Annotated in this window: 25 protein-coding genes; 19 read left to right on the forward strand and 6 right to left on the reverse strand. The window is 61.9% G+C overall.

The features are described 5' to 3' along the window. Nucleotides 1-300: 300 nt before the first annotated feature. From NKJ81_RS02940 to NKJ81_RS02950, 3 genes are all read left to right on the forward strand, one after another. Nucleotides 301-2,052, forward strand: a complete 1,752-nt coding sequence (locus NKJ81_RS02940; protein ID WP_352471629.1) for an acetolactate synthase 3 large subunit — start codon at nucleotides 301-303, stop codon at nucleotides 2,050-2,052. 66 nt (nucleotides 2,053-2,118) lie between these two features. After that, the gene (ilvN, locus tag NKJ81_RS02945) at nucleotides 2,119-2,691 is read left to right on the forward strand and encodes an acetolactate synthase small subunit (protein ID WP_023676680.1); all 573 of its coding nucleotides are present in this window, start codon (nucleotides 2,119-2,121) and stop codon (nucleotides 2,689-2,691) included. A 542-nt stretch (nucleotides 2,692-3,233) separates the two neighbouring features. Next, complete coding sequence (locus tag NKJ81_RS02950) at nucleotides 3,234-3,383, forward strand: hypothetical protein (RefSeq protein ID WP_352539573.1); 150 nt, start codon at nucleotides 3,234-3,236, stop codon at nucleotides 3,381-3,383. Here the strand turns inward: NKJ81_RS02950 and NKJ81_RS02955 are convergent. Further along, nucleotides 3,380-3,784 (reverse strand): metalloregulator ArsR/SmtB family transcription factor, encoded by a 405-nt coding sequence (locus NKJ81_RS02955; RefSeq protein WP_352539574.1) that lies wholly within the window; start codon nucleotides 3,782-3,784, stop codon nucleotides 3,380-3,382. The genes NKJ81_RS02950 and NKJ81_RS02955 overlap by 4 nt on opposite strands. Before the next feature lie 186 nt (nucleotides 3,785-3,970). Here NKJ81_RS02955 and NKJ81_RS02960 point away from each other — a divergent pair, with 186 nt between their 5' ends. The 8 genes from NKJ81_RS02960 to NKJ81_RS02995 all read left to right on the forward strand — a co-directional run bounded on the left by NKJ81_RS02960 (nucleotide 3,971) and on the right by NKJ81_RS02995 (nucleotide 13,170). Beyond that, nucleotides 3,971-4,927 carry an acyl-CoA desaturase gene (locus tag NKJ81_RS02960; RefSeq protein ID WP_352539575.1) on the forward strand — a complete coding sequence of 319 codons (957 nt, stop codon included), beginning with the start codon at nucleotides 3,971-3,973 and terminating at the stop codon, nucleotides 4,925-4,927. A 131-nt stretch (nucleotides 4,928-5,058) separates the two neighbouring features. Further along, nucleotides 5,059-5,655: a LysE family translocator gene (locus NKJ81_RS02965; protein WP_352539576.1), complete on the forward strand. Its 597-nt coding sequence runs from the start codon at nucleotides 5,059-5,061 to the stop codon at nucleotides 5,653-5,655. A 167-nt stretch (nucleotides 5,656-5,822) separates the two neighbouring features. After that, entirely contained in the window at nucleotides 5,823-7,070 is a 1,248-nt protein-coding gene (locus tag NKJ81_RS02970; protein WP_352501010.1) for an efflux RND transporter periplasmic adaptor subunit, read from the forward strand. Beyond that, nucleotides 7,067-10,225, forward strand: coding sequence for an efflux RND transporter permease subunit (locus NKJ81_RS02975; protein ID WP_352539577.1), 3,159 nt, complete (start codon nucleotides 7,067-7,069; stop codon nucleotides 10,223-10,225). Before NKJ81_RS02970 ends, NKJ81_RS02975 begins: the two co-directional genes overlap by 4 nt. Before the next feature lie 56 nt (nucleotides 10,226-10,281). Further along, on the forward strand, nucleotides 10,282-10,887 hold the full coding sequence (gene nthA, locus NKJ81_RS02980; protein ID WP_352501008.1) for a nitrile hydratase subunit alpha: 606 nt from the start codon (nucleotides 10,282-10,284) through the stop codon (nucleotides 10,885-10,887). Further along, nucleotides 10,884-11,543: a nitrile hydratase subunit beta gene (nthB, locus tag NKJ81_RS02985; protein WP_352539578.1), complete on the forward strand. Its 660-nt coding sequence runs from the start codon at nucleotides 10,884-10,886 to the stop codon at nucleotides 11,541-11,543. The genes nthA and nthB overlap by 4 nt, the downstream gene beginning before the upstream one ends. Nucleotides 11,544-11,562: 19 nt before the next feature. Then, nucleotides 11,563-11,895 (forward strand): nitrile hydratase accessory protein, encoded by a 333-nt coding sequence (locus tag NKJ81_RS02990; protein WP_352539758.1) that lies wholly within the window; start codon nucleotides 11,563-11,565, stop codon nucleotides 11,893-11,895. A 147-nt stretch (nucleotides 11,896-12,042) separates the two neighbouring features. After that, nucleotides 12,043-13,170 carry an ATP-dependent DNA helicase gene (locus NKJ81_RS02995; RefSeq protein WP_023720791.1) on the forward strand — a complete coding sequence of 376 codons (1,128 nt, stop codon included), beginning with the start codon at nucleotides 12,043-12,045 and terminating at the stop codon, nucleotides 13,168-13,170. A 19-nt stretch (nucleotides 13,171-13,189) separates the two neighbouring features. Here NKJ81_RS02995 and NKJ81_RS03000 read toward each other — a convergent pair whose 3' ends face one another. Then, the gene (locus tag NKJ81_RS03000) at nucleotides 13,190-13,594 is read right to left on the reverse strand and encodes a SpoIIAA family protein (protein WP_352450052.1); all 405 of its coding nucleotides are present in this window, start codon (nucleotides 13,592-13,594) and stop codon (nucleotides 13,190-13,192) included. Between the two features lie 115 nt (nucleotides 13,595-13,709). Between NKJ81_RS03000 and NKJ81_RS03005 the strand changes: the two genes are divergently transcribed. From NKJ81_RS03005 to NKJ81_RS03015, 3 genes are all read left to right on the forward strand, one after another. Beyond that, nucleotides 13,710-14,450 (forward strand): pyridoxine 5'-phosphate synthase, encoded by a 741-nt coding sequence (locus tag NKJ81_RS03005; protein ID WP_352539579.1) that lies wholly within the window; start codon nucleotides 13,710-13,712, stop codon nucleotides 14,448-14,450. 96 nt (nucleotides 14,451-14,546) lie between these two features. After that, nucleotides 14,547-16,460 (forward strand): potassium transporter Kup, encoded by a 1,914-nt coding sequence (locus NKJ81_RS03010; RefSeq protein WP_352539580.1) that lies wholly within the window; start codon nucleotides 14,547-14,549, stop codon nucleotides 16,458-16,460. A gap of 158 nt (nucleotides 16,461-16,618) precedes the next feature. Beyond that, nucleotides 16,619-18,538, forward strand: a complete 1,920-nt coding sequence (locus NKJ81_RS03015; RefSeq protein WP_352539581.1) for a potassium transporter Kup — start codon at nucleotides 16,619-16,621, stop codon at nucleotides 18,536-18,538. Nucleotides 18,539-18,581: 43 nt separating this feature from the next. Here the strand turns inward: NKJ81_RS03015 and NKJ81_RS03020 are convergent, their stop codons facing one another. Beyond that, on the reverse strand, nucleotides 18,582-19,472 hold the full coding sequence (locus tag NKJ81_RS03020) for an SDR family oxidoreductase (protein WP_352470195.1): 891 nt from the start codon (nucleotides 19,470-19,472) through the stop codon (nucleotides 18,582-18,584). A 136-nt stretch (nucleotides 19,473-19,608) separates the two neighbouring features. Here NKJ81_RS03020 and NKJ81_RS03025 point away from each other — a divergent pair, with 136 nt between their 5' ends. Together NKJ81_RS03025 and NKJ81_RS03030 are read left to right on the forward strand one after the other, a co-directional pair. Further along, a complete protein-coding gene (locus tag NKJ81_RS03025; RefSeq protein ID WP_352466906.1) occupies nucleotides 19,609-20,019 on the forward strand; it encodes a winged helix-turn-helix transcriptional regulator in 411 nt (136 codons plus the stop codon). A 74-nt stretch (nucleotides 20,020-20,093) separates the two neighbouring features. Then, nucleotides 20,094-21,332 carry an FAD-dependent oxidoreductase gene (locus NKJ81_RS03030; protein WP_352539582.1) on the forward strand — a complete coding sequence of 413 codons (1,239 nt, stop codon included), beginning with the start codon at nucleotides 20,094-20,096 and terminating at the stop codon, nucleotides 21,330-21,332. Here NKJ81_RS03030 and NKJ81_RS03035 read toward each other — a convergent pair. Further along, nucleotides 21,280-22,005 (reverse strand): glutathione S-transferase family protein, encoded by a 726-nt coding sequence (locus NKJ81_RS03035; protein ID WP_352539583.1) that lies wholly within the window; start codon nucleotides 22,003-22,005, stop codon nucleotides 21,280-21,282. The genes NKJ81_RS03030 and NKJ81_RS03035 overlap by 53 nt on opposite strands. Nucleotide 22,006: 1 nt before the next feature. Continuing rightward, complete coding sequence (locus tag NKJ81_RS03040) at nucleotides 22,007-22,312, reverse strand: Rieske (2Fe-2S) protein (protein WP_352539584.1); 306 nt, start codon at nucleotides 22,310-22,312, stop codon at nucleotides 22,007-22,009. Nucleotides 22,313-22,412: 100 nt separating this feature from the next. Between NKJ81_RS03040 and NKJ81_RS03045 the strand changes: the two genes are divergently transcribed. Next, entirely contained in the window at nucleotides 22,413-22,865 is a 453-nt protein-coding gene (locus NKJ81_RS03045; RefSeq protein ID WP_352539585.1) for a MarR family winged helix-turn-helix transcriptional regulator, read from the forward strand. Between the two features lie 38 nt (nucleotides 22,866-22,903). Here NKJ81_RS03045 and NKJ81_RS03050 read toward each other — a convergent pair whose 3' ends face one another. After that, a complete protein-coding gene (locus tag NKJ81_RS03050; protein ID WP_352539586.1) occupies nucleotides 22,904-23,332 on the reverse strand; it encodes an anthrone oxygenase family protein in 429 nt (142 codons plus the stop codon). Nucleotides 23,333-23,486: 154 nt separating this feature from the next. Here NKJ81_RS03050 and NKJ81_RS03055 point away from each other — a divergent pair, with 154 nt between their 5' ends. Both NKJ81_RS03055 and ilvC read left to right on the forward strand, forming a co-directional pair. Further along, nucleotides 23,487-24,140 (forward strand): TetR/AcrR family transcriptional regulator, encoded by a 654-nt coding sequence (locus NKJ81_RS03055; RefSeq protein WP_352539587.1) that lies wholly within the window; start codon nucleotides 23,487-23,489, stop codon nucleotides 24,138-24,140. A 23-nt stretch (nucleotides 24,141-24,163) separates the two neighbouring features. Next, on the forward strand, nucleotides 24,164-25,183 hold the full coding sequence (gene ilvC / locus NKJ81_RS03060; RefSeq protein ID WP_023676662.1) for a ketol-acid reductoisomerase: 1,020 nt from the start codon (nucleotides 24,164-24,166) through the stop codon (nucleotides 25,181-25,183). Nucleotides 25,184-25,437 lie beyond the last annotated feature (254 nt).

A 25,437-nucleotide genomic window follows, 5' to 3' on the forward strand; every position in this document is an offset into this window, starting at 1 on the left:
TGCCGACGTCGGGCCAAGTGCACATTCGCCGTTGACAGCGGCGTCAAACCAATTCTATTGTCCGCCACCATGAAAAAGGCACTCATTCTCGTAGGAAAGCGCGTGGGCAAGGCGGTGTAACCGCCGGGCGGTGACCTCCCATGCGCAAGACACAGGCTCCCTCGGGGGCCTTTTTTATTGCCCGAAACACGACTAAACGACGAGCAATCGCCAGATGGCGAACAGTACGGGACCAGAACGATGAGCAGTGGACAGAATGAGCGGCGCGAAATGCCAAGAACTGAAATGCCAAGGAGCGAAATGACGGGTGCCGAAATGGTGGTGCAGGCGCTGAAGGACAATGGCGTCAAGCATGTTTTCGGCTATCCGGGCGGCGCGGTTCTGCCAATCTACGATGAAATCTTCCAGCAGGACGAGGTCGAGCACATCCTCGTCCGCCACGAGCAGGGCGCGGGCCACGCGGCGGAAGGCTATGCGCGCTCGACTGGCAAGGCCGGCGTCATGCTGGTGACCTCAGGGCCGGGCGCCACCAATGCGGTGACGCCATTGCAGGACGCGCTGATGGACTCGATCCCGCTGGTCTGCCTGACCGGCCAGGTGCCGACTTCGCTGATCGGCTCGGATGCGTTCCAGGAGTGCGACACGGTCGGCATCACGCGGCCCTGCACCAAGCACAACTGGCTGGTCAAGGACGTCAACGAGCTCGCGGCAACGATCCACGAGGCCTTCCATGTGGCAACGACAGGGCGCCCCGGTCCGGTCGTCGTCGACATCCCGAAGGACGTGCAGTTCGCCAGGGGTATCTATGTCCCGCCGCAGACGGCGCCGCGCACCAGCTACCAACCGAAGGTCCAGGGCGATCTGGAAAAGATCAAGGCGGCGGTCGAGCTGATGGGGGCTGCCCGAAAGCCGATCATCTATTCGGGCGGCGGCGTCATCAATTCCGGCCCGGAGGCGAGCCATCTGCTGCGCGAGCTGGTCGACCTCACCGGCTTTCCCATCACCTCGACGCTGATGGGCCTCGGCGCCTATCCGGCGTCGGGCAAGAACTGGATGGGCATGCTCGGCATGCACGGCACGTATGAAGCGAACATGGCGATGCACGATTGCGACGTCATGCTCTGCATCGGTGCGCGCTTCGACGACCGCATCACCGGGCGGCTGACGGCGTTTTCGCCGAATTCGAAGAAGATCCACATCGACATCGACCCGTCGTCGATCAACAAGAACGTCCATACCGACGTGCCGATCATCGGCGATGTCGGGCGTGTGCTGGAGGATCTGGTGCGGCTGTGGCGGGCAACCGCCAAGGCCGACAAGAAAGCGCTTCACCCGTGGTGGGAGCAGATTGCCAAATGGCGCGCGCGCGATTCGCTCGCCTACAAGATGAACCACGAGGTGATCATGCCGCAATACGCCGTCCAGCGGCTCTATGCGCTGACCAAGGACCTCGACACCTACATCACCACCGAGGTCGGCCAGCATCAGATGTGGGCGGCGCAGCACTATCATTTCGAGAAGCCGAACCGCTGGATGACCTCTGGCGGATTGGGCACGATGGGCTACGGCCTGCCGGCGGCACTCGGCGTGCAGATCGCGCACCCGGATGCGCTGGTCATCGATATCGCCGGCGATGCCTCGGTGCAGATGACGATGCAGGAAATGAGCGCGGCGGTGCAGCACGAGGCGCCGATCAAGATCTTCATCCTCAACAACCAGTATATGGGCATGGTGCGGCAGTGGCAGCAGCTGCTACACGGCAACCGGCTGTCGCACTCCTACACCGAGGCGATGCCGGATTTCGTCAAGCTCGCCGAAGCCTATGGCGGCCACGGCATTCGCTGCGACAAGCCGGACGAACTCGATGATGCCATCAAGGAGATGATCGCGGTCAAGAAGCCCGTCCTGTTCGACTGCCGCGTGGCGACGCTCGCCAACTGCTTCCCGATGATCCCGTCCGGCAAGGCGCATAACGAGATGCTGTTGCCGGACGAGGCGACGGACGAAGCTGTCGCCAACGCGATCGACGCCAAGGGTAGGGAACTGGTGTAGTCTGGTTCAAGGAAGCTGTGCGAAAACAGCAGATTAGCGCAAAAGTTTGAAATCGAGATTCATGTCATGAACGCACAGTTGCAACCGACCGGCTCCGCCTATTTCATCGCCAAGGAGACGGAAAAACCAGAGAACCACACGCTTTCGGTCCTGGTCGACAACGAGCCGGGCGTGCTTGCGCGGGTCATCGGCCTGTTTTCCGGACGTGGCTACAACATCGAGAGCCTGACGGTCTCGGAAACCGAGCACGAAAAGCACCTGTCGCGCATCACCATCGTGACGCGCGGCACGCCGCACGTGCTGGAGCAGATCAAGCACCAGCTCGAGCGCATCGTGCCGGTGCACCGCGTCGTCGATCTCACCGTGCGGTCGCAGGAATTCGGACAGGAGCGGCCATTGGAGCGGGAACTCGCGCTGGTCAAGGTCGCCGGCACCGGCGAAGCCCGCGTCGAGGCGCTCCGGCTCGCCGATGCATTCCGCGCCAGCGTCATCGATGCCAACACCGAGCATTTCATCTTCGAGATCACCGGCAAGGGCTCCAAGCTCGATCAGTTCATCGCCATCATGAAACCGCTCGGGCTGGTCGAGATCTGCCGTACCGGGGTGGCGGCGATGAACCGCGGCCCGCAAGGGATGTGATCATGATGCTCGCGGCGGCAATTCTAGCAGGCGCCGGCGCAATCGTTCTTGCGGTCACGACGGCGGCGGCCAGCTAGGAGCCGGTATTCGACAAGTCAGTGCTGCCGAAATTGTTTGAAGAAATCGACCCGCAGGGGCACACCGAGCTATTATTTCCAACAATGCCCGGCCGATATTTGGCGCAGGGCGTCGGGCGTCGATGACGCGCTCTTTTCCACGCCGGGAATAGATTACCAAGGTTGTGAGAAAGACGTCTTGGCCTGTGCCAGGCGGTGTTTCGACGGACGCAGGGGCGAAGCCTGTTTCGAGACGGCCAGGGTCATCCAGGAGCACTCGCCAGAAGACAAGCAATGGACCGAGGAGATGTTCGCCCAGGCCTGCGCAACTGGCAGTATCGGCGGCTGCACAAATCGCGGCGCGGGAATTCTCTTGGGTCGGCTTGGGCTAAACAAACTGCTTGCCGCCGGTAGTGCCAATGAATCTTGCCCTTATCGCGCACATTCAAGCTGAGCTGCAATGAGGGCGATGCCTGGGGTTGCACCATGTATGGCAGCGCCCTTCAGCATGGTGAAGGCGTCTCTGCGGACGAAGCCGAGGCGATGGCCGCTTACAAAAAGTCTTGCGAGATCGCTGTGGAATTTGACGCCTGCCGATACGCCAAGGCGCTCATGAAAACGATGCAAAGCCGCTAGGGCTTTTCAGATTTGCGCAACTGCGATCTTTGCGCTGCCTCGCCTCGACCAAGTTCTTTGCTTTCTCTCTTGATAGGGCGCGATACCGGGCAGACATCCTGAACAAATCCATTCAGCGTGTTCACAAGATTGTTCTGGACCAGAGAATAGTGGATGAACTGTCCGTGCCGCTCCTTGGCGATGAGCCCGGCCGTCTCCAGAATGCTCAAATGCTGCGAGATCGACGGCTTCGACATCTCGAAGCGCGCCGCGATCTCGCCCGCCGTTAGGGAAGAGTGCGCAAGATAGGCGAGGATCTTGCGCCGGGGCGCTGAAGATAGCGCTTCAAACACGCGCTGTATCGCGCCATTTGCGTGAGCAGCCGTTTCGGCATCCGCTGCGTGCTCTGCATCTTCGATCACTGTCTGCCACCTTGTGATGCCGAGGCGTTGGCTGCGCCTCGGTCCGCCTTTCTTATTTTCATTTAGACTATTGCCTAAATACCTAATTCACAGTAGTAGACGATTAGCTTACTGCCTAAGTAACGGACGACGCGCCAGAAGGCAAGGCTGTGGTCCGGAAATGTTCATGCAGGAGGAGGGGTACCGATGAAAACCATATCCACGGGCAGAATGATTTCCCAACAGGACAGTGACGCCGAAGACGGCAAAGTCGTGTGGGTGCCGGCAAAGTCGATCTGGGTCGGGGCGATGACGATCGCCGCCATTGTGTTGGGACCGATGACATTTAGCTGGAGTGCCTTCGCCTTATTCGTTGCGACAACGGCGGCGACAATCTGCGCCGGACACTCGGTGGGGATGCACCGTCTGCTCATCCACCGGTCGTTCAAGGTTCATATCTGGGTCGAGCATGCGCTGGTCTACCTTGGCGTGCTCGTCGGCATGGCCGGTCCTTTTGGGATGATCTATGCTCACGATATTCGTGACTGGGCTCAGCGCCAGACCGCATGTCACGATCTCCATGCCCATCGTCGGCCATTTTTCACCGATGCCTTCTGGCAGATGCATTGCGCGGTCGCTTTGCGCAATCCACCCACCTTCGTCATCGAACACTCGATCACGAATGACCGGTTCTACAAGTTCGTCGAGCGCACCTGGATGCTGCAACAACTGCCCTGGGCGATCCTCTTTTTCGCGCTTGGCGGCTGGGATTGGGTGGTATGGGGAATCGCGGTGCGCGTTTCAGTGTCGCTTACCGGGCATTGGTTGGTTGGGCATTTTGCGCACCGAGATGGGGAGCAAGGATGGCGCGTCGACGACGTTGCCGTGCAAGGATACAATTTGCCGCGTTTCGGGCTGGTAACGTTCGGCGAGAGTTTCCACGGCAACCATCACGCGTTTCCCGAGTCTGCACGGCTTGGTCTGGAACACGGACAGATCGATCTCGGCTGGCTATTCATTCAGGTTCTGGCGATCCTGGGTCTGGCGCACAGCGTCAAGATTCCGGAGAATACGCCGAGACGAAAAGGGCTGCGACGCGTGCGCCGTCAGCGCGAAACTGCCCCGAATTCAGATCTATGGTCGGTGCAGCCCTACCGCAGATAGATGTTCTCAGCGGATATTGGCCTAAGATATGAAGGAACGCTTGGGGCGCGTGGACCAACGAATTGCAATTGCACTCAGCACCTCATCGATTTAAGTCAGTATTTCAGTATTATTGATCTTTGCGATCCTCCATGACCTTCGACGCATTCCTTGCTCTGCTGGTTTATGCCTTCGTGACCTCGATCACGCCGGGTCCGAACAATTTCATGCTTTTGGCCTCGGGCGTGAATTTCGGCTTGGTCAAAACCGTGCCACACATGCTCGGCATCGGCATCGGCTTCCTCGTGCTGTTGCTTGCCGTAGGCTTCGGGCTTGGCGCCGTGTTGACGGCCTTTCCGGTCCTGCATACCGGGTTGAAGATCGCCGGCGGCCTCTACTTGCTTTATCTCGCCTCGAAGATCGCCATGTCGCGCTCGCTCGGCGGCGAAGACAAGACGAAGGGCCAGCCGATGCGCTTCATCGAGGCTGCGGCATTCCAGTGGGTCAATCCCAAGGCCTGGGTGATGGCGATTACAGCCATGGCCGTCTATACCAGTCCGGAACGCCCGTTTGTGTCGGTGGTGCTGATCGCAGCCGCTTTCGCCGTCGTCATGCTGCCGAGCATTTCGACCTGGGCCGGTTTCGGCATGGCGCTGCGCGGCTTTCTGGCGGATGCGGTGCGGCTCAAATGGTTCAACATCGTCATGGGTGTGATGCTTGCGGCGACGCTGTGGCCGATGCTGCGTTAGCTGCCGTTCTATTGTGCACTGCACATTAAATCTTCGTAATGACGGGTTTGGCCCTTTTTCGCCTTCGGCATCCTCTATTATCTGGCAAAAGCGCGGCAAGAGGCTGCGAGTTGAGCTAGACTACGGCCACCGGATAGCGGCGTGTCGGATCGAGAGGTCTTTTGTCGATGCGCGGAAAGATCGTATTAGCGGTGATCGCTGCAGCCTGCGTTGCCGCGGCGTGGCTCTATCTTTCGCCCAGCGCAATGAGCGGTCTTCAGCAGATGCTGTCGGCGAAGCAGACGGCGACGGCGGACAAGCCCGCTGCAGCGGCAAATGCCGCGCGTACGACTTCGGTGGTTGCCGCCACCGCTACGACGGCCGATTTCCCGGTCCGGCGCTATGCCATCGGCTTTGTGTCCTCTCCTGCCGTGGTCAGCATCAACGCGCGGGTCTCGAGCCAGATCGTCGCAATCGCGGTCAAGGACGGACAGATGGTGAAGGCCGGCGACCTTCTTTTCTCGCTGGACGATCGCTCGTTGAAGGCGCAACTGGCACGCGATCAGGCGACGCTCGCAAAAGACCAGGCGCTGCTTGCCAGCGCCACGGCCGATCTTCAGCGCGCCAAAAATCTCGTCGCCAGGCAGGCCGGAACACAGCAGACCTACGATCAGGCCGTCGCGGCACAGAAATCCGCCGCGGCCACCGTCGACGCCGACAAGGCAACGATCGATGCGGACCAAATCCAGCTTGGCTTCGCCACGATCAGGGCGCCGATCTCCGGCAGGCTTGGCGCAGTCAGCGTCGCCGTCGGCGATCTCGTCACCACCAGCAACGGCAGCAGCACGTCGACTCCACTGGTGACGATCACGCAGGTCGACCCGCTGCAGGTGAACTTCAATCTCCCCGAAAGCGATCTTGCCTTGCTGCACAAGGCGCTGGCAGCGCCGCGGCAAGGTGCGGTGACGCTGACCAAGGACGGCGACCCGAAGCCGGTCGGTAAGGGAACGCTGGATTTCGTCGATTCCAGCGTAGACACGGCGTCCGGCACGATCGCAACGCGGGCCAGTGTGCCCAACGCCGATCTTTCGCTATGGCCGGGCCAATACGTCAACGTCGTGCTCGATGCCGGCATCATGCCACAAATGACGTCCGTTCCGACGGTCGCCGTCCAGCCCAGCCAGAAGGGCCCGTTCGTCTATGTAATCAAGCCGGACAACACCGTTGAAATGCGGCCCGTGCAGGTCGCGCTGACAGAAGGCACCAACACCGCAATCAGCCAAGGATTGAAAAGCGGCGAGCGTGTCGTCGTCGAGGGTCAGACCAAACTGAAGAACGGCGCGGCGGTGCGCGAAGGCAAGGCTTCGACCGGCACAGGCGATCGGGCGGCTCCGAAGGTTGCCGAGGCTGACCGGACGGGCGGAACACAGCCATGATTTCCGAATTCTGCATCCGCAGGCCCGTCGCCACGCTGCTCATGTCGTTCGCCCTGGTTCTGGGCGGACTATTTGCTTACAAATTCCTGCCGGTCGCGGCGCTGCCAAGCGCCGAATTTCCGGTTGTCAACGTCTCGGCCTCGCTGCCCGGGGCTTCGCCGGAAACCATGGCGACCTCGGTGGCAACGCCTCTGATCAAGCAGTTTGCCACTATCGCTGGCATCGATTCGATCTCGACGACCAACTCGCTCGGCTCGACCTCGATCGCCATTCAGTTCGTACTCAACCGCGACATCGATGCAGCCGCCGCCGACGTGCAGGCAGCGATCGCACGTACGCAACGACAATTGCCGCCGGAGATGACCAGCCCGCCGAGCTACCGCAAGGTCAATCCAGCCGACGCGCCGATCCTGCTGATGTCGCTGGTCAGCGACACAATTCCGCTGACTGATCTCGACGCGTTTGCCGAGAATGTGATTTCGCCGTCGCTGTCGACGATTGACGGCGTTGCGCAGGTGTCGATCTACGGGCAGCAGAAATATGCCGTGCGCGTCCAGATCGATCCGACGGCGCTCGCCGCACGCGGCATCTCGATCGACCAGCTGCAGACGGCCATTGCCTCGGCCAACAGCAACACGCCGCTCGGCGTGCTCAAGAACAACAAACAGCAGCTGACGATCACCGCGAACACGCAGCTGAACGATGCGGCGGGATTCTCCAACATCATCATCGCCACCAAGAACGGCCATCCGGTGCGGCTCGGCGAGGTGACCCGCGTCATCGATTCGGTCGAGACCACGACGACGGCAAGCTGGTATGACGGCACCCGCGCCATCATTATGGCGGTGCAGCGCCAGCCGGATGCCAATACCGTCGACGTCGTCGACCGCGTCAAGGCGATGCTGCCTTCCTTCGACGATCAGATGCCGGCAGCGGCGAGCATCCAGTTGCTAAACGACCGCTCGACATCGGTCCGCGAGGCGGTCGATGACGTGCAGTTCACGCTCCTGCTCACCATCGCGCTGGTGGTGATGGTGATCTTCCTGTTCCTGCGCCGAGTGACGGCGACGGTCATTCCGGCGGTGGCGGTACCGATTTCGCTCATCGCCACGCTGGGTGTAATGTACCTGTTCGGCTTTTCCATCGACAACGTCTCATTGATGGGGCTGACGCTGGCGGTCGGCCTTGTCGTCGACGATGCAATCGTCATGCTCGAAAACATTTTCCGCCATATGGAGGAGGACGGGCTCTCGGCCCTCGAGGCGTCACTCAAGGGCGCGCGCGAGATCGGCTTCACCATCATCTCGATCTCGATCTCGCTGGTCGCCGTGTTCATTCCGGTGCTTTTGATGGGCGGCGTGATCGGGCGCATCTTCAACGAATTCGCGGTGGTGGTGACGGTCGCCATCCTGGCGTCGATGTTCGTCTCGCTGACGCTGACGCCGATGCTGTGCTCGCGGCTGTTGTCATTATCGAAAGCCGAGCAGAAAGCAGCGCATGGCGAGGACCATAGACAAAACGTCTTCATGCGGGGCTATGACAGGCTGCTGACATCCTGCCTGCACCACAATTTCCTTGTCTTCCTTGTCTTCCTCGTGACCGCCGGGCTGTCGGTGTGGCTGATCCAGATCTCGCCGAAGGGCTTCTTTCCGCAGGAGGATATCGGCCAGGTCTCGGTGACGACCATCGCGCGCCAGGACATTTCGTTTGACGCGATGGTGAAGCTGCAGGGGCAAGTGGCGGATGTCTTCACCCATTCGCCCTACGTCGCGCATGTCGGTTGGTCGGCGGGCAGTGGAAACAATGCGCTCAACCAGGGCCAGCTGTTTGTGCAGCTGAAAGACAAGGACCACCGACCGAACATCGACAAGGTGCTTACGGACCTGCGGCGCCAGCTGGCCAATGTGCCCGGCATCGAAACCTACATGCAGCCGGTGCAGAACCTGCGGCTCGGCGCGCGTTCTTCGGCGAGTGCCTACCAGCTTGCCGTTCAGGGCCTCGATACCGGCCTGACGAACGTCTGGGCGCAGAGGCTGACGGACGCGATGGCTGCCGATCATGCCGCCTTCACCGACGTCACCAATGACCTGCAGAACAACGCGCTACAGGCGACGCTGGTGATCGACCGCGACAAGGCGGCGAACCTCGGCGTCGATACCGACACGCTGCGCTCCAGTCTCTACGGCGGTTTCGGCACCCAGCAGGTGTCGACCATCTTCGGTTCGGCCGACAGCTACGACGTGATCATGGAGCTCGATCCGAAGATCGAGTGGTCGCCCGAGCGGATGCTGGCCATCAAGGTGAGAACGGCGAGCGGCAGCCTGGTGCCGCTCGGTGCGTTCGCCCGCGTCGATCGGACCGCCGGTGCTTTGACCGTCAACCAGCTCGGCCAACTTCCGGCAGTGACCATCTCCTACAATCTGCCGCAAGGCGTGGCCCTCGGCGACAGCGTGAGCCACATCAACGCGCTGAAGGACAAGATCGGCATGCCGCCGACGATCTCGACCGCCTTCTCGGGCACGGCCAAGACGTTCCAGGATTCGCTTTCCAACCAGGGGCTGCTGATCGGCGGCGCGATTCTGACCATCTATATCGTTCTCGGCATGCTCTATGAGAGCTTCATCCACCCGCTCACCATCCTGACCGGGCTTCCATCGGCGGTGCTCGGCGCGCTGGTGGCACTGCGGCTGGCGGGGATGGATCTGTCGGTGATCGCGGTGATCGGCATCCTGATGCTGATCGGCATCGTCAAGAAGAACGGCATCATGATGATCGACGTGGCGCTGGAACTCAGGCGCGAGGGGATGTCGCCCGTCGAATCCATCCACAAGGCCTGCCTGATGCGCTTCCGGCCGATCATGATGACCACGCTTGCCGCGCTGATGGGTACCATCCCGATCGCGCTCGGCACCGGCGCCAGCGCGGAACTGCGTCAGCCTCTCGGCGTGGCCGTGGTCGGCGGTCTTGTCGCCTCGCAGGCACTGACGCTGTTCGTCACGCCCGTCATTTACGTCTACATGGAGCATTTTTCCGGCTGGCTGGTCAGGCTGTGGGCGCGGCGCCGGGGTGAGCCGAGCCCGGTCGAAGCGGTCGACCAGCCGTCACTGTTCGACGAGGAGGAAGAACCGGTGCCGCAAAAGGCGGCAGCCGAATAGCGCTGGCCCAAGCCGTAGTGCTTGCGGCCGGGGGTCCGCGATCGTAATTTGACGCCATGCCGCACAATCACGACCACGACAACGAGCTTGATCCTTTTGCGGCGCGGGTGCGCGCGCTGGAGACGATTCTCACCCGCAAAGGCCTGATCGATCCGGCGGCGATTGATGTTATCGTCGACACCTATGAGACCAAGATCGGGCCGCGCAACGGCGCAAAGGTGGTGGCGAAGGCCTGGGTTGATCCCGGGTTTGCCGCATGGCTGAAGCGTGATGCGACGGCGGCAATCGAATCGCTCGGCTACACCGGCCGGCAAGGCGAGCACATGCAGGCGGTGTTCAACACGGCCGACACGCACAACCTCGTCGTCTGCACGCTATGCTCCTGCTATCCGTGGTCGGTGCTCGGCCTGCCGCCGGTCTGGTACAAGGCGCCGCCCTACCGTTCGCGCGCAGTGATCGATCCGCGCGGCGTGCTCGAGGAATTCGGTCTGACCTTGCCGGCGAGGACGACAATCCGGGTGTGGGATTCGACCGCCGAGCTGCGCTATCTGGTGGTGCCGATGCGCCCCCGGGGTACGGAGGGCTGGGATGAGGCAAGGCTCGCCGATCTGGTGACGCGCGATGCCATGATCGGCACGGCGTTGGTGCGGGAACCGGCATGAACGGGCCGCAGGATCTCGGCGGCCAGATGGGTTTCGGGCCGGTCGCGCCCGAACCTGACGAACCCTATTTCCATGCCGATTGGGAAAGGCGGGCGCTGGGCGTGACGTTGTGCGCCGGCGCCATGGGCGCCTGGACCATCGACGAGAGCCGGCACGCGCGGGAATCGCTGCATCCAGCGGATTATTATGCCTCCAGCTACTACCAGATATGGATCAAGGCGCTGGAGGTGCTGCTCAAACGCCATGGTTTCGTCAGCGACGGGGACCTGACTACGGGCGACGCAGTCGACCCGGCAGCGACACCCAAACGGGTGCTGAAGGCTAAGGACGTTCCGGCGGTGCTGGCCAAGGGCGGGCACTGCGATCGGCCTGTCGCCGCGCCTGCGCGGTTCAAGGCGGGCGACCCCGTGCGAACCAAGAACTTTCATCCGACCGGCCACACCAGGTTGCCGCGCTATGCACGCGGCAAGCGAGGCGTCGTCGAGGCTGTGCGCGACGGCTTTGTCTTTCCCGACACCAATGCGCACGGCCAGGGCGAAAACCCGCAATGGGTCTATACGGTGGCCTTCACCGGCGGCGAAATCTGGGGCGAGGGCGCCGATCCGACACTCGTCGTGTCGATCGATGCCTGGGAGAGCTACCTTGAGCCGGCGTGAGACGGGCTCAGTCGCCGCCATGCTGCCCGCCGGTTTCGAGGCGCCTGTGTTTGCCGAGCCGTGGCAAGCAGAGGCCTTTGCCATGACGGTAGCACTGCACGACAACGGGCTGTTTTCGTGGAGCGAATGGGCGGATGCTTTGTCGGCAGAGGTGAAGCGGCCGGGCGCCGCGCGCGACGGTCACGATTACTACGAGCACTGGCTGGCAGCGCTGGAAAAGCTGCTTTTGGCCAAGGGCGTTGCCGGAAAGCGCGACGTCGATGCGCTCGCCGCTGCCTGGGAACGCGCCGCGCATGCAACGCCGCATGGCAAGCCGATCCAGCTGGAGAACGATCCACAGCGGGCCGGGTAAGCTGCGGTCGCCTGGCCTTGTTCTCTTTACGTTCCTGTTCGTCACTGATAGCCTGACCCTGTCGCAGCGGCGTGATTGCCGGCGATGAAAATTGATGGTGACGGCAGTCACCTTGTCTTTCCCTCGCGAATCCGGTCTGTCGCGCTGATGGAATTCTCCCCTCAACAGGACGAAGCGCTGAAGGCGGTGGCCGGCTGGCTGAAAGCCGGCAAGCCGCAGCTGTTCCGGCTGTTCGGCTATGCCGGCACCGGTAAGACGACGCTGGCGCGCTATTTCGCCGAGCATGTCGACGGCCAGGTGCAGTTCGCCGCGTTTACGGGTAAGGCGGCGCAGGTGCTGCGTTCCAAGGGCGCGGTCAATGCCCGCACCATCCATTCGCTGATCTACCGGCCGAAGGGCGAAGAATCGGTAGCGGACGAGGTAACCGGCAAGACATCGATGTCGCCGACATTTTCGCTCAACCGGCAGAGCCCGATCTCGCGCGCCAAGCTCGTCGTCATCGACGAATGCTCAATGGTCGACGAGCAACTCGGCCGTGACCTGATGAGCTTCGGCACGCCGATCCTGGTGCTCGGCGATCCCGGCCAGTTGCCGCCAATTTCCGGCGGCGGCTTCTTCACGGACCATGAGCCGGACATTCTGCTCACCGAAATCCATCGCCAGGCGCGAGACAACCCGATCATCCGGCTTGCGCTCGACGTGCGCGAGGGCCGCGAGTTCATGCGCGGCGACTATGGCGCGGCGCAGGTGATCGGCAAGGAAGACGTCACCCAGGAACTGGTGCTGAAGGCGGACCAGGTGCTGGTCGGTACCAACCGCACGCGCCGCCGTTATAACCAGCGGCTGCGCGAGCTGAAGGGGTTCAACGCCGATTATCCGCAAGCCGGCGACAAGCTGGTCTGTCTGCGCAACGATCCGGCCAAGGGACTGCTCAACGGCTCGCTGTGGAAGGTGATGACCTCGTCGCGCGAGACGGTCAAGCCCGGCATCAATCTGCTGGTCTCACCGGAGGAAGACGACCCGGATCGCGGCGTCGCCAAGATCAAGCTGCTCAAGGCCGCATTCGAGGATCCCGACGCCGACATTCCCTGGCAGCAGAAGAAGCGCTTCGACGATTTCGATTACGGTTACGCGCTGACCGTGCACAAGGCGCAAGGGTCGCAATGGAACGAGATCGTGCTTTTCGACGAAAGCTGGGCATTCAAGGAAACTCGCCAGCGTTGGCTCTACACCGCGATCACGCGCGCGGCCGAACGGCTGACGATCGTCCGATAGGGCTGTCAGGTCCGTCGTATCAGCGCTGGGCGATCGGTCTGGCGTCAAGCCATTCCCAGGCGGCGGCTTCGTCCTTGGCCTCGAAATGCCGGAGTTCGATAGGCAAAGAGGCAGGCAAAAAGGCTCTTGCCTCCGGTATCCAGTTCGGCTCACCGATCGCCGCGCAGCGGCCGATATGCTCCACGGCATGAGCTATGCCCTGTTCGATCGTCTCGTCCGATACGTCGGCCCAGTCGACACCCTCATGGTCGATCAGGCGCACCAGCACGTCGATTTTCGGATGCAGCGCATAGGCCGCCTCCAGCAATCCGAACAGGTTTTCGGCGTCAGCCGCTGCGACATGGCCGACGACATCTATGGCGAAAAGATCTTCGCGATCGGTGTCGATGCGGCGAACCGCCGGCACGGCCTCGAGAAAATTCAACAGGGAACTCCTTGGGCTCGATTTTCTTCGCACACCTTGGAACACCTGAAACCCTCTGTCTGTTCCCGTTAAAGGCGGTATAGATGCGCGCCAAGATCAGCCTGGAGCCGTGCAAATGCCTGCAAAGCTTTCCGTCAACCTTAATGCCATCGCCATGCTGCGCAACCGACGCGACCTGCCGTGGCCAAGCGTGACCGGGCTTGGACGCATTGCCCTTGCTGCCGGCGCGCATGGGCTGACGGTGCACCCGCGACCCGACGAGCGGCACACCAGGCATTCCGATCTGCCTGAGATCAGGGCGCTGATCGACGACGAGTTCCCGAATGCGGAATTCAACATCGAGGGCTATCCGACCGAGGATTTTCTGGCGCTTGTGGAAAAGCATCAGCCGGAGCAGGTGACGCTGGTGCCGGACGACCCGGCGCAGGCGACTTCCGACCATGGCTGGAACTTCGCCGCCGAGGCTGCGTTCCTGACACCGGTCGTCAAGCGCCTGAAGAAGGGAGGCTTTCGCGTATCGCTGTTTTCCGATCCGGATCCCGCTGGCGTGAAAGCCGCTCGCGACACCGGCGCCGACCGGATCGAACTCTATACGGGTCCATATGGCAGCTATCATTCCGATTCGGCAAAAGCGGCGAAGGAATTGGAGAAATTGGGAAAAACGGCGGATGCCGCACTGGCTGCAGGGCTCCAGGTCAATGCCGGGCACGACCTTGTGGTGAGCAATTTGCCGGCGCTGGCCAGGCGCATCCCGGCATTGGCCGAAGTCTCGATCGGACATGGGTTGACAGCCGATGCGTTGGAGTATGGCATGGCCGCAACGGTCAGGCGGTTTCTGAAGGCTTGTGGCTGGTAGAGAAAGGCGAGCCGATAGGCCATGCGTTCCCGGCACGGCAGCGCGTCCTTTCCATCCCGCAGCATAGAGCGCCGCACGTCTATGGGAGTGTCGTCCATGGCCCTTGCCCACGCTGGTAGCGAGGCAGAACCCATCGAACAATCCAGCCACTCCAAGGCCGAGCAGCACAGCACCAGAGTTTTGATGCTGGGCGCGTTGGGCGTGGTTTACGGCGATATCGGCACGAGCCCAATCTACGCGTTTCGGGAAGCGCTGCACGCATCGTCGGGACCGGTAGCGCGCAACGACGTCCTTGGCGTGCTGTCGCTTATCGTCTGGGCGCTGACGATCATCGTCACGATAAAGTACGTCGCTTTCGTGCTCAGAGCCGACAACAAGGGTGAGGGCGGCACGCTGTCGCTGATGGCACTTGCGCGCAACGCTTATCCAAAGGGAGCCCGGTTCATTCTGGGGATCGGACTTTGCGGCGCGGCGCTGTTTTTCGGCGACGCCATCATAACGCCGGCCATCTCCGTGCTTTCGGCGGTCGAGGGCCTGGAAGTGGTGACCCCGACGCTGGAAACTTATGTTGTTCCGATCACGCTGATCATCCTGGCAATGCTTTTTGCCGTGCAACGCTTTGGCACCGGCAGGGTGGCGGCCGTGTTCGGACCGGTGACGGCAGCGTGGTTCCTGGCGATCGGTGCCGCCGGGGTCTACCATCTGCTGGACGACCCGTCGGTCCTGCTGGCGATCAATCCCTATTACGCGGTCGCTTATCTGGCCAATACGCCCACCGGTGCGTTCGTCACGGTCGGGGCTGTGTTCCTGGCGGTCACCGGGGCCGAAGCCCTTTATGTCGATCTCGGCCATTTCGGCCGCAGGCCGATCGTGCTGGCGTGGTTCTCCGTGGTGTTCCCTTGTCTGCTCCTCAACTATTTCGGACAAGGCGCGTTCGTTCTGGCCAACGGCGGCAAACCCACCAATCCATTCTTCCAGATGCTGCCGGATTGGGCGCTAATGCCCATGGTTGGGCTGGCCACGGCAGCGACGGTGATCGCCAGTCAGGCGGTGATCTCCGGCGCTTTCTCGCTGACGCGGCAGGCGGTGCAGCTCAATCTGCTGCCACGTATCGAGGTGCAGCATACTTCCGAGATGCAATCCGGCCAGATCTACATGCCGCGGGTCAATCTGGTGGTCGCGCTCGGCGTGATGCTGCTGGTGGTCGGCTTTGGCAGTTCGAGTTCGCTGGCTTCCGCCTATGGCATTTCGGTGACTGGCGAAATGCTGATGACAACCATCCTGTTGTTTGTGGTGATGCGGTTCCGGTGGAAATGGCAGCTTGCACTGGCAGCCGCGCTCACACTGCTGTTCGGCACGATCGATACTGGATTTTTCCTCGCAAACGTCGTCAAGATCCTCGAAGGCGGGTGGGTGTCGATCACGGTCGCCTGCGGCATGGGGCTGATCATGTCCACATGGATACGCGGCACCCGCTATTTGTTCGACAAGACGCGCCGGAACGAGATCCCGCTGGATTTCCTCGCCGGCAATCTGCTGAAGAAGAAGCCGCATCTGGTGTCGGGCACCGCGGTGTTCCTGACGAGCGATCCGCTGAGCGCGCCGACCGCGCTGATGCACAGCCTGAAGCACTACAAGGTGCTGCACGAGCAGAACGTCATCCTTTCGGTGGTGACGGCACCGCAGCCGGTTGTGCCCGACAGCGAGCGCGTCAAGATGGAAATGGTCAACGAGCTGTTCATGCGGGTGACGCTGACCTTCGGCTACATGGAGCAGCCCAACATCCCGCGTGCGCTGGCGATCTGCCGCAAACAGGGCTGGAAGTTCGACATCATGACGACGTCCTTCTTCCTGTCGCGGCGCTCTCTCAAGGCCTCGCCCAATTCCGGCATGCCGGTCTGGCAGGACAAGCTGTTCATCGGGCTGGCGCGCTCGGCGGCCGATGCAACGGAATATTTCCAGATCCCGACCGGACGCGTCGTCGAGATCGGGACGCAGGTGGCTATTTAAAAACGTGTCCGTTGCGACATTCCAGGTGGTCTGCCGATCGGACTGAGTCTGCCAAGTCGTGGAGGGCTCGCAATATCGGGACGGAGCCATTACGTGACGGCACTTGATATTGCAGCGCAGCAAGCGTAGAGCACCGCCCGCTTACCGGAGTGTCGTCCATGGCCCTTACCAATGCTGGTAACGAGGCAGAACCTGTCGAACAATCCAGCCATTCTGAGGTCGAGCAGCACAGCACCAAGGTGCTGATGCTGGGCGCGCTCGGCGTGGTTTACGGCGATATCGGTACCAGCCCGATCTATGCATTTCGCGAGGCGTTGCACGCATCGGCCGGTGGCAACGTCGCCAACCGTGGCGACATCCTTGGCGTGTTGTCGCTGATCATCTGGTCGCTGACGATCACCGTCACCATCAAATACATCATGTTCGTGCTCCGCGCCGACAATCGAGGCGAGGGCGGGGTGCTGTCGCTGATGGCGCTGGCGCGCAACAGTTTCCCGACCCGCTCGGCGGTGATCCTCGGCATCGGCATCGTCGGCGCGGCGCTTTTTTTCGGCGACGCAGTCATTACGCCGGCGATCTCGGTGCTATCGGCGGTCGAAGGTATGAACGTCGTCACGCCGACATTCCAGCCCTATGTGGTGCCACTGACACTGGCCATCTTGGCGATCCTGTTTGCGGTACAGCGATTCGGCACCGGCGGCGTAGGTTTGGTGTTCGGGCCAGTCACCGCGCTGTGGTTCCTGGCCATCGGCCTTTCCGGCATTAACCACATCATCGCCGATCCGGAAATCCTGCTGGCGATCAGCCCGCATTACATCGTGTCGTTCCTGGTCAACTCGCCCGATGTCGCCTTCGTCACGGTTGGTGCGGTCTTCCTCGCCGTCACCGGCGCCGAGGCGCTCTATGCCGACCTCGGCCATTTCGGCCGCAAGCCGATCGTACTCGCCTGGCTGGCAATCGTGTTTCCTTGTCTGTTGCTCAACTATGTCGGGCAAGGCGCCTTCGTGCTGGCAAATGGCGGCGTTGTCGGTCATCCATTCTTCGAGATGAACCAGGGCTGGACGCTTATTCCGATGGTCGTGCTGGCGACGGCGGCGACCGTCATCGCCAGCCAGGCGGTGATCTCCGGCGCTTTTTCGCTGACCAGACAGGCGGTGCAGCTCAATATGCTGCCGCGTTTCGTTATCCAGCATACGTCGGAAAAACAGTCGGGCCAGATCTATCTGCCGCGCATCAACCTGATGCTGGCGCTGGTGGTGATGTTGCTGGTGGTCGGCTTCGGCGAATCCAGCCGCCTGGCCTCGGCCTACGGCATTTCGGTGACCGGCAACATGCTGGTGACGAATGTGCTGCTTTTTGTTGTGATGACGCGCATCTGGAAATGGCCGCTCGGCGTCGCGATCGCCTTGATGGCCGTGTTCGCCTTCGTCGATACCGGCTTCTTTGCCGCCAACATAGTCAAGGTGTTTGAAGGTGGCTGGGCATCGCTTGCCATCGCCGCAGTTATCGTGATGACTATGTGGACCTGGATCCGCGGCAGCCGCTATTTGTTCGACAAGACGCGCCGGAACGAGATCCCGCTGGATTTCCTCGCCGGCAATCTGCTGAAGAAGAAGCCGCATCTGGTGTCGGGCACCGCGGTGTTCCTGACCAGCGATCCGCTGAGCGCGCCGACCGCGCTGATGCACAGCCTGAAGCACTACAAGGTGCTGCACGAGCAGAACGTCATCCTTTCGGTGGTGACGGCACCGCAGCCGGTTGTGCCCGACAGCGAGCGCGTCAAGATGGAAATGGTCAACGAGCTGTTCATGCGGGTGACGCTGACCTTCGGCTATATGGAGCAGCCCAACATCCCGCGTGCGCTGGCGATCTGCCGCAAACAGGGCTGGAAGTTCGACATCATGACGACGTCCTTCTTCCTGTCGCGGCGCTCTCTCAAGGCCTCGCCCAATTCCGGCATGCCGGTCTGGCAGGACAAGCTGTTCATCGGGCTGGCGCGCTCGGCGGCCGATGCAACGGAATATTTCCAGATCCCGACCGGACGCGTCGTCGAGATCGGAACGCAGGTGGCTATCTGAGCAAACGGCCGTGCCCTTCGAAGGGCACGGCCATTTGTCAGGCTCAGCTCACCAGAGCCGCCTTGTTTGCTTCAAGAAATTGCTTCAGCGGCCGCGGCTTCCTGCCGGACAGCGTCTCGATCGCGTCCGTCACCATGCTGATGCGGCCGGAGCGTGTGTTGGTGTCGAAGGAAACGATGACAGGCGCGAAACCTTCGGGGACGCCGGCTGCCTTCAATCCCCCGGTCAGCGCTTCGTCCGAAAGCTGGACGACCTCGATCGGCTTGCCGGTAACTTCGGTGACGAGGGCTGCAATCTCGGCCATCGTGTGGGCCTTGGGGCCGGTCAGCGTGTATGTCGTGCTTTCGGTTCCGCTCGAAGCAAGGCTGGCGGCGATCGCCGCGGCCATGTCGTCGCGCGCGCCATGGGCAATGCGGCCGTCTCCGGCGGATGTGTACCACTGCCCCGACGCGATGGCGTGCGGCAGCGCCATGAACAGGTTCTCCTGATACCAGCCGTTGCGGAAGATGGTGTAGGGGATACCGCTCGCCTTGATCGCCTGCTCGGTGCCGTGGTGATCAGGCGCAAACAGTACCGGCGATCCTGGCTCCGGACTGGGCATCGACGTGTAGAGCAGATGCGAAACGCCGGCGCTTTTTGCTGCGGCGACCGCAGCCTCATGTTGCTTCAGGCGCTTGCCCGGAACGGCGAGCTCGTTTGTCGAAATGATCAGAACCCTGCCCGCACCGGTAAATGCACTGGCCAACGACGTGGCGTCGTCGAAGTCGACTGCCCGGATGGTGACGCCTCGGGCTGCCAGATCGGCCAGATTTTCCGGGTTGCGGGTGGCGGCGATGATGCGCTGAGGGGAGACCTTGAGCGTGTCAAGCAGATGATTAATGACGCCGCGGCCAAGCTGGCCGGAGGCGCCGGTGACGAGAAGGGTGTCGGTCATGAGATGTCCTGACGTTGCGCCGGAGCGGCGGGTGCATATGTTAGTCTCAAAAAGAGACCAGCACTAAAATAGGAATTGACCCATCCTCGTAAAGAAGGCAGTTTTGCGGGAGGTAGGCACACCCAGGGAACCAGCCATGGACGGCAAGATCGTCAATCTGAGATCGAAGCTCGAGATATACAAAGCAGGCAGCGGTGGCGGAAACCTTGCGGATTGCCCGGTTCGCGACGTGATCCAGGGCATAAGCAATAAATGGAGTTCACTGTTGATGGAGGCCTTGGCCGAGAAGCCGTACCGCTTCGGCGAATTGCGGCGGCTGGTGCCCGATATTTCACAGCGCATGCTCACCCAGACGCTGCACGATCTGCAGCGCGACGGCTATGTGCATCGCCAGGTGTTCCCGACCAAACCGCCGAGCGTCGAATACAGCCTCACCGATCTCGGGCGCTCGATGTTTGGACCCTTGCATCAGCTGATCCAATGGGCCGAGCTCAATCACGGCGCTGTACGCGAGGCACGGAAGGTTTTCGATGCTGCCGAAGGCTGAGCCCCCAGGCCGAGACGGCGGCTTGATTTAGCGGCGGTGCTGAAGGATTGTCCGGCCTGGGTTGGGGCGGGCAGATGGGCAATTCTCTGGACATCGCGATTGCCGGCGCCGGGCCGGCTGGACTTGCCGCCGCGCTCTATCTCACGCGCGCCGGACATAGGGTCATCATCTTCGAGCGCTTCGACCAGCCACAACCGGTCGGGTCCGGGCTGATCCTGCAGCCGACCGGGCTGACGGTGCTTGCCGATCTCGGCCTGCTCGATGACATTCTGGCGCTGGGCAGCCGCATAGACCGCCTGCATGGTGCAGATGCCAAGACCGGCCGCACAGTGCTCGACGTCCGCTACGATGCCCGGAGTGGCGGCCGCTTCGGGCTGGCGGTGCACCGCGCGGCTCTGTTCGGCGTGCTTTTCCGCGCCGCCCGGCGCCAGGCGCTCACCATTGAGACAGGTATCGAGCTCGAGACGCTGGAAACCGGCGAGCGGGCAACATTGATCTGCGGCAACGGACAACGGATAGGGTCGTTCGACCTGGTAGTGGATGCCAGCGGTTCGCGCTCCAAACTGCGGCGGTGCGTGAACAATCCGGGCGAACCGCGATCGCTCGCCTATGGCGCGTTCTGGGCATCGCTTGGCTGGCGCGGCGAGGGTTTCGACGAGCACGCGCTGCTGCAGCGCTACGACAGCGCGAGCGTGATGATCGGCGTGCTGCCAATCGGCCGGCCCGAGCCGGATGCCCAGAAGATGGCGGCATTCTTCTGGAGCCTCAAGCCGGCGGATGCCGAGCGCGTCTGGGCGGCAGGTCTCGAGGCATGGAAGGCGAGATTGGTCGGGCTGTGGCCTGAATGCGCGGCCTTCATCGACCAGATCGACAGTTTCGAGCAGCTCTCGCTGGCGCGCTATGGCCATCACACGATGAAGACGCCAGCCGGACGGCGATTGGCCGTTATCGGCGACGCGGCCCATTCAACGAGCCCGCAGCTCGGCCAGGGCGCGAACATGGCGCTGCTCGATGCAGCCGCGCTCAACTACGCACTAATAGGAACGGACCGTATCGATACTGCACTGGAGGCCTATGTCCGGACACGGCGATGGCATGTGCGGGTCTTCCAGGCGCTGTCGCTGGTGCTGACGCCGTTTTATCAATCGGACTCGATTGTGATGCCGTTCGTCCGCGACAGGCTGGTGGCGACGCTGGCAAAAGTCCCGCCGGCGCCGCAGTTTCTTGCTTCCATGGTTACAGGAACGGTGCTCAATCCATTCAAGCCGATAGGGCTTGCGGAAGCGCTGTGGCCGGATCGTTTTGGCGGATGATTTCCGAAAGGTGCGAACCCTTAGCCTGCAAGAATGCATGGAGGCGTTGCGGATGATCGGGAGCGACCGCGCCCTTCACGGATGGGCGTTTGCGCAACGCCTCGCGCCACACCTGGACATGCGGCTTTCCGTCCAGGATGCCGAAATCGCCGATCCGGTCGAAGGCGTCGAAATAGCGAAAAATCGGGCCGTAGACCGCGTCGACCAGTGAAAAGCGCTCGCCGTCGAAGCATGGCCCAGCCGCGCCGTTCGCCAGTTCCACTTCCAGGCGATCGAACATTGCTGCCAGAGCCCCGCGTTCGGCGATGAAGGCGGCTTCGGTGAGAGCTGAATAGAAGCGGCCGATGGCATTGAGGATTGCCGAGCCGAACTCGATCCAGGCGCGATGCCGGGCACGGGCGTAGGGGTCGGTGGGATGCAGCGGATTGGGCTGGGTTTCCTCGAGGAATTCGAGGATGACGAGCGATTCGAAGATCACCGTTTCCTGGCCGTCATGCTCAACGCGGAGCAGCGGCACCTTGCCGAGCGGCGATATCGCCTTGAACCAGGCAGGCTTGTTGGCGAGATCGACCGTGATGCGTTCGAACGGCACGCCCTTTTCGCGAAGCGAAATCGCCGCGCGCTGCACATAGGGGCAAAGATGATGGCTGACGAGAGTGAGCTTGTCGGTCATCTCACTCCTCCCAGACATAGTTCAAAGCACCGTCCTCGACGCGGGTGGAGAGGAACATCAGGCGGGAGCCCTTCGGCGCCGGGCCTTCGAGGCGATCACCGTTCGCCATGTCGAACGAGGCGCCGTGCCACTGGCAGACGAGCTTGCCGTCCTTGCAGTCGAGCGGGCCACCGAAATGCAGGCAGACGTTGGCGGCGGCGCGGATACGCTCGCCGCTGCGGTAGACATGGACCTCGCGGCCGAAAAACGGAGCGATGAGGCTGCCTGTTTCCGGAATGTCGGCGATCTTGCAGATTTCATGCTTCATCGGAATTGCCTCTCGTGATTGATGCGATTGCATCTATATAGATGCACTTGCATCGATCGTCAAGCTTGATGCAATTGCATCTATCGCCTACGATGCAATCATGACCGGGATTCCTTCACCTCCAGCCATCAAGGCCTGGGCTCGCCTGATGCGGGTTTCGCGCCAGTTGTTGGAAAGAGCCGAGGACGCGCTGAAGGACAGTGGCCTGCCGCCGCTTGCCTGGTACGACATCCTGCACGAGCTTGCCGAGGCGGGCGAGGGCGGATTGCGGCCGTTCCAACTCACCGAGCGCACCCTGTTTGCGCAGTACAACATCTCCCGGCTGCTGGCGCGGCTCGAAGCCGACGGGCAGGTCGAGAAGCTTCCAGTTGCCGATGACGGCCGCGGGCAAACAGTCCGCGTCACAGACAAGGGACGCGAGACGCGCCGCCGCATGTGGGCTGTCTACGGCCGGTCGATCGCGGAGTTGGTCGGCTCCCGGCTTTCCAATGTTGAACTGGACGCGCTGTCAGCTCTGCTTGGGCGCCTGCGAGATCCGCCCGCCCTGGAGTGACACGCCTTCATGACGAAGATGGCGACCGATTGGCGAGGTCAGGCACTGCCCAAGAGGAATGCCAACGTCGCCAGAACGCCAAGCCCGACGCGGACCAGATGCAGATTGCCCCATTTGGCGATCAATGTCCGAGCTTCAGGATTGACGGAGTTCGCGTCCATCGCCTCCAGCAACCTGTTTGCCGGCATCATCACCAGCAGCGTCCATGGCCAAGGCAGGATGATCAGCACGGCGCCGGCCAGATAAGCGAGATTGCCAGTCAGCCACCACGCGACGAGGCCAAGAAAACAGGCGATGACGGCAATCGAGGCCTGCATGGCGGCGCCGCGCTTGTAGGAAGGCTGCCATTCCTGCAGCAATGCTTTGTCCTCGAGGCGAAGCCGCGCCGGCTGTTCGGCGACGCTGACGTAGATAGCCGCACCCGCGAACACTGCGGTAACGGTCAACGCAAGCAATCCGGCGAGCATGATCAGTGTCTCCCGTGATGCCCCGCATGGAGCAAGCTACAGAAATAAAGGCTTGCGTCGGGTCGGGCAATACGCCATAAAGCCGAACCGTAACGTACGGTACGCATCGAGCTCGTATCTGAACTGCGGTGAGTTTGCCTCCTGAGGAAAAACTGTGTTGCACGCTGTGACCGACATCGAAACCAGCGAGGCGCTGACGGAGCGGCAGAAGGACGTGCTCGACGCCGCCCTTCGCCTGCTGGTCGAAGAGGGCGATCAGTTGACCATGACCGCCGTGGCGCGGCGGGCGAGCTGCTCGAAGGAGACGCTCTACAAATGGTTCGGCGATCGCGACGGGCTGTTGACGGCAACGGTACAATGGCAGGCGTCCAAGGTGCGGGTAGTGCCGGTCGACCGCAAGGGGCTCGACCTCCCTTCGCTGACGGCGAGCCTCGAACGCTTCGCTTCGGACTGGCTCAAGGTAATTTCGAGCGACACCTCGATCGCGCTGAACAGGGTGGCGGTCGGCCATGCTAGTTCGGGGAAGGACGATCTCGGCGCCATCGTGCTGGAGAACGGCCGCTTCGCACTGGCCCGGCGCCTTAAACCGGTGCTGGAGGCAGGCAAGGAAGCTGGTTTCCTCGAGTTTTCCGACGCGGAGACGGCGTTCCGCACCTTTTTCGGGCTGGTCGCCCGCGACGTGCAGATCCGCCTGCTGCTTGGCGACCGGCTGGAATTGACTGATGCGGCGATCGGCGGCGATGCCGTCCGGGCGACGCAGCAGTTTCTCGCTCTTTACGGGGCAAAAACCGGGCCGCAAGGCCTCTGAATTCAAAACGGGAAGGAACAAAAATGCGTGTCTATTACGATCGCGATGCCGATCTCAACCTGATCAAGGGCAAGAAGGTCGCCATCATCGGCTATGGCAGCCAGGGCAGGGCGCATGCGCTCAACCTTAAGGATTCCGGCGTCAAGGACATCGCCATCGGCCTCAAGGCCGGCTCGGCGACCGCCAAGAAGGTCGAGGCCGACGGGCTCAAGGTGATGAGCGTAGCCGATGCCGCCAAGTGGGCCGACCTGATGATGATGGCCACGCCGGACGAGCTGCAGGCCGACATCTACAAATCCGAGATCGCGCCGAACATCCGCGATGGCGCAGCGATCGCCTTTGCCCACGGCCTCAACGTGCATTTTGGCCTGATCGAGCCCAAAGCTTCGGTTGACGTCGTGATGATCGCGCCGAAGGGGCCTGGCCATACGGTGCGCGGCGAATACCAGAAGGGCGGTGGTGTGCCGTGCCTGGTCGCGGTCAACCAGGACGCTTCGGGCAATGCGCTCGACCTGGCGCTCTCCTATGCCTGCGGCGTTGGCGGCGGCCGCTCGGGTATTATCGAGACCAATTTCCGCGAGGAGTGCGAGACCGACCTGTTCGGCGAGCAGGTGGTGCTGTGCGGCGGCCTAGTCGAATTGATCCGCGCCGGCTTCGAGACACTGGTGGAAGCCGGCTACGCGCCGGAAATGGCCTATTTCGAGTGCCTGCACGAGGTCAAATTGATCGTCGACCTGATCTATGAAGGCGGCATTGCCAACATGAACTACTCGATCTCGAACACCGCCGAATGGGGCGAATATGTCTCGGGCCCGCGCATCATCACCGCCGAGACCAAGGCCGAGATGAAGCGCGTGCTGAAGGATATCCAGACCGGCAAGTTCACCTCGGAATGGATGCAGGAATACCGCGCCGGCATGTCGCGCTTCAAGGGCATCCGCCGCAACAACGACAGCCACCAGATCGAGGAAGTCGGCGCCAAGCTGCGCGCGATGATGCCGTGGATTTCGAAGAACAAGCTGGTTGACAAGGCCAAGAACTGAAGGACATCCACGTTCGTTTCGTTACCCGTCCTCGGGCTTCGCCCTGCGGGCGCGTGGGAATTTCCATGAACAAGCTGGTCGACAAGGCCAAGAACTGATCGCAATTTCATTGCCGATCAAGAAAGGCCGGCGGAGCGATCCGCCGGCCTTTTCGCATCAAGATCGTGTGGTTTCCAGGCTTCTGGACAGGCGCACTATCCTCATCACCGTGATATGCCTGTGCGGGGCATGGCACAAAAGTGCCAAGGGGGTGA

The sequence above is a fragment of the Mesorhizobium sp. M0018 genome (assembly GCF_040323955.1).
GTDB lineage: Bacteria > Pseudomonadota > Alphaproteobacteria > Rhizobiales > Rhizobiaceae > Mesorhizobium.

Bases quoted from the DNA above. Each gene is read 5' to 3' on its own strand.
- NKJ81_RS03005 (WP_352539579.1), top strand. From the start codon at position 13,710: ATGCCTGCAAAGCTTTCCGTCAACCTTAATGCCATCGCCATGCTGCGC.
- NKJ81_RS03010 (WP_352539580.1), top strand. From the start codon at position 14,547: ATGGCCCTTGCCCACGCTGGTAGCGAGGCAGAACCCATCGAACAATCC.
- NKJ81_RS03050 (WP_352539586.1), bottom strand. From the start codon at position 23,332: ATGCTCGCCGGATTGCTTGCGTTGACCGTTACCGCAGTGTTCGCGGGT.
- NKJ81_RS03035 (WP_352539583.1), bottom strand. From the start codon at position 22,005: ATGACCGACAAGCTCACTCTCGTCAGCCATCATCTTTGCCCCTATGTG.
- NKJ81_RS03040 (WP_352539584.1), bottom strand. From the start codon at position 22,312: ATGAAGCATGAAATCTGCAAGATCGCCGACATTCCGGAAACAGGCAGC.
- NKJ81_RS02975 (WP_352539577.1), top strand. From the start codon at position 7,067: ATGATTTCCGAATTCTGCATCCGCAGGCCCGTCGCCACGCTGCTCATG.
- NKJ81_RS02990 (WP_352539758.1), top strand. From the start codon at position 11,563: ATGCTGCCCGCCGGTTTCGAGGCGCCTGTGTTTGCCGAGCCGTGGCAA.
- ilvC (WP_023676662.1), top strand. From the start codon at position 24,164: ATGCGTGTCTATTACGATCGCGATGCCGATCTCAACCTGATCAAGGGC.
- NKJ81_RS03025 (WP_352466906.1), top strand. From the start codon at position 19,609: ATGGACGGCAAGATCGTCAATCTGAGATCGAAGCTCGAGATATACAAA.
- NKJ81_RS02960 (WP_352539575.1), top strand. From the start codon at position 3,971: ATGAAAACCATATCCACGGGCAGAATGATTTCCCAACAGGACAGTGAC.
- NKJ81_RS02995 (WP_023720791.1), top strand. From the start codon at position 12,043: ATGGAATTCTCCCCTCAACAGGACGAAGCGCTGAAGGCGGTGGCCGGC.
- NKJ81_RS03030 (WP_352539582.1), top strand. From the start codon at position 20,094: ATGGGCAATTCTCTGGACATCGCGATTGCCGGCGCCGGGCCGGCTGGA.
- NKJ81_RS02950 (WP_352539573.1), top strand. From the start codon at position 3,234: ATGTATGGCAGCGCCCTTCAGCATGGTGAAGGCGTCTCTGCGGACGAA.
- nthA (WP_352501008.1), top strand. From the start codon at position 10,282: ATGCCGCACAATCACGACCACGACAACGAGCTTGATCCTTTTGCGGCG.
- NKJ81_RS02940 (WP_352471629.1), top strand. From the start codon at position 301: ATGACGGGTGCCGAAATGGTGGTGCAGGCGCTGAAGGACAATGGCGTC.
- NKJ81_RS03020 (WP_352470195.1), bottom strand. From the start codon at position 19,472: ATGACCGACACCCTTCTCGTCACCGGCGCCTCCGGCCAGCTTGGCCGC.
- nthB (WP_352539578.1), top strand. From the start codon at position 10,884: ATGAACGGGCCGCAGGATCTCGGCGGCCAGATGGGTTTCGGGCCGGTC.
- NKJ81_RS02970 (WP_352501010.1), top strand. From the start codon at position 5,823: ATGCGCGGAAAGATCGTATTAGCGGTGATCGCTGCAGCCTGCGTTGCC.
- NKJ81_RS03045 (WP_352539585.1), top strand. From the start codon at position 22,413: ATGACCGGGATTCCTTCACCTCCAGCCATCAAGGCCTGGGCTCGCCTG.
- NKJ81_RS02965 (WP_352539576.1), top strand. From the start codon at position 5,059: ATGACCTTCGACGCATTCCTTGCTCTGCTGGTTTATGCCTTCGTGACC.
- ilvN (WP_023676680.1), top strand. From the start codon at position 2,119: ATGAACGCACAGTTGCAACCGACCGGCTCCGCCTATTTCATCGCCAAG.
- NKJ81_RS03015 (WP_352539581.1), top strand. From the start codon at position 16,619: ATGGCCCTTACCAATGCTGGTAACGAGGCAGAACCTGTCGAACAATCC.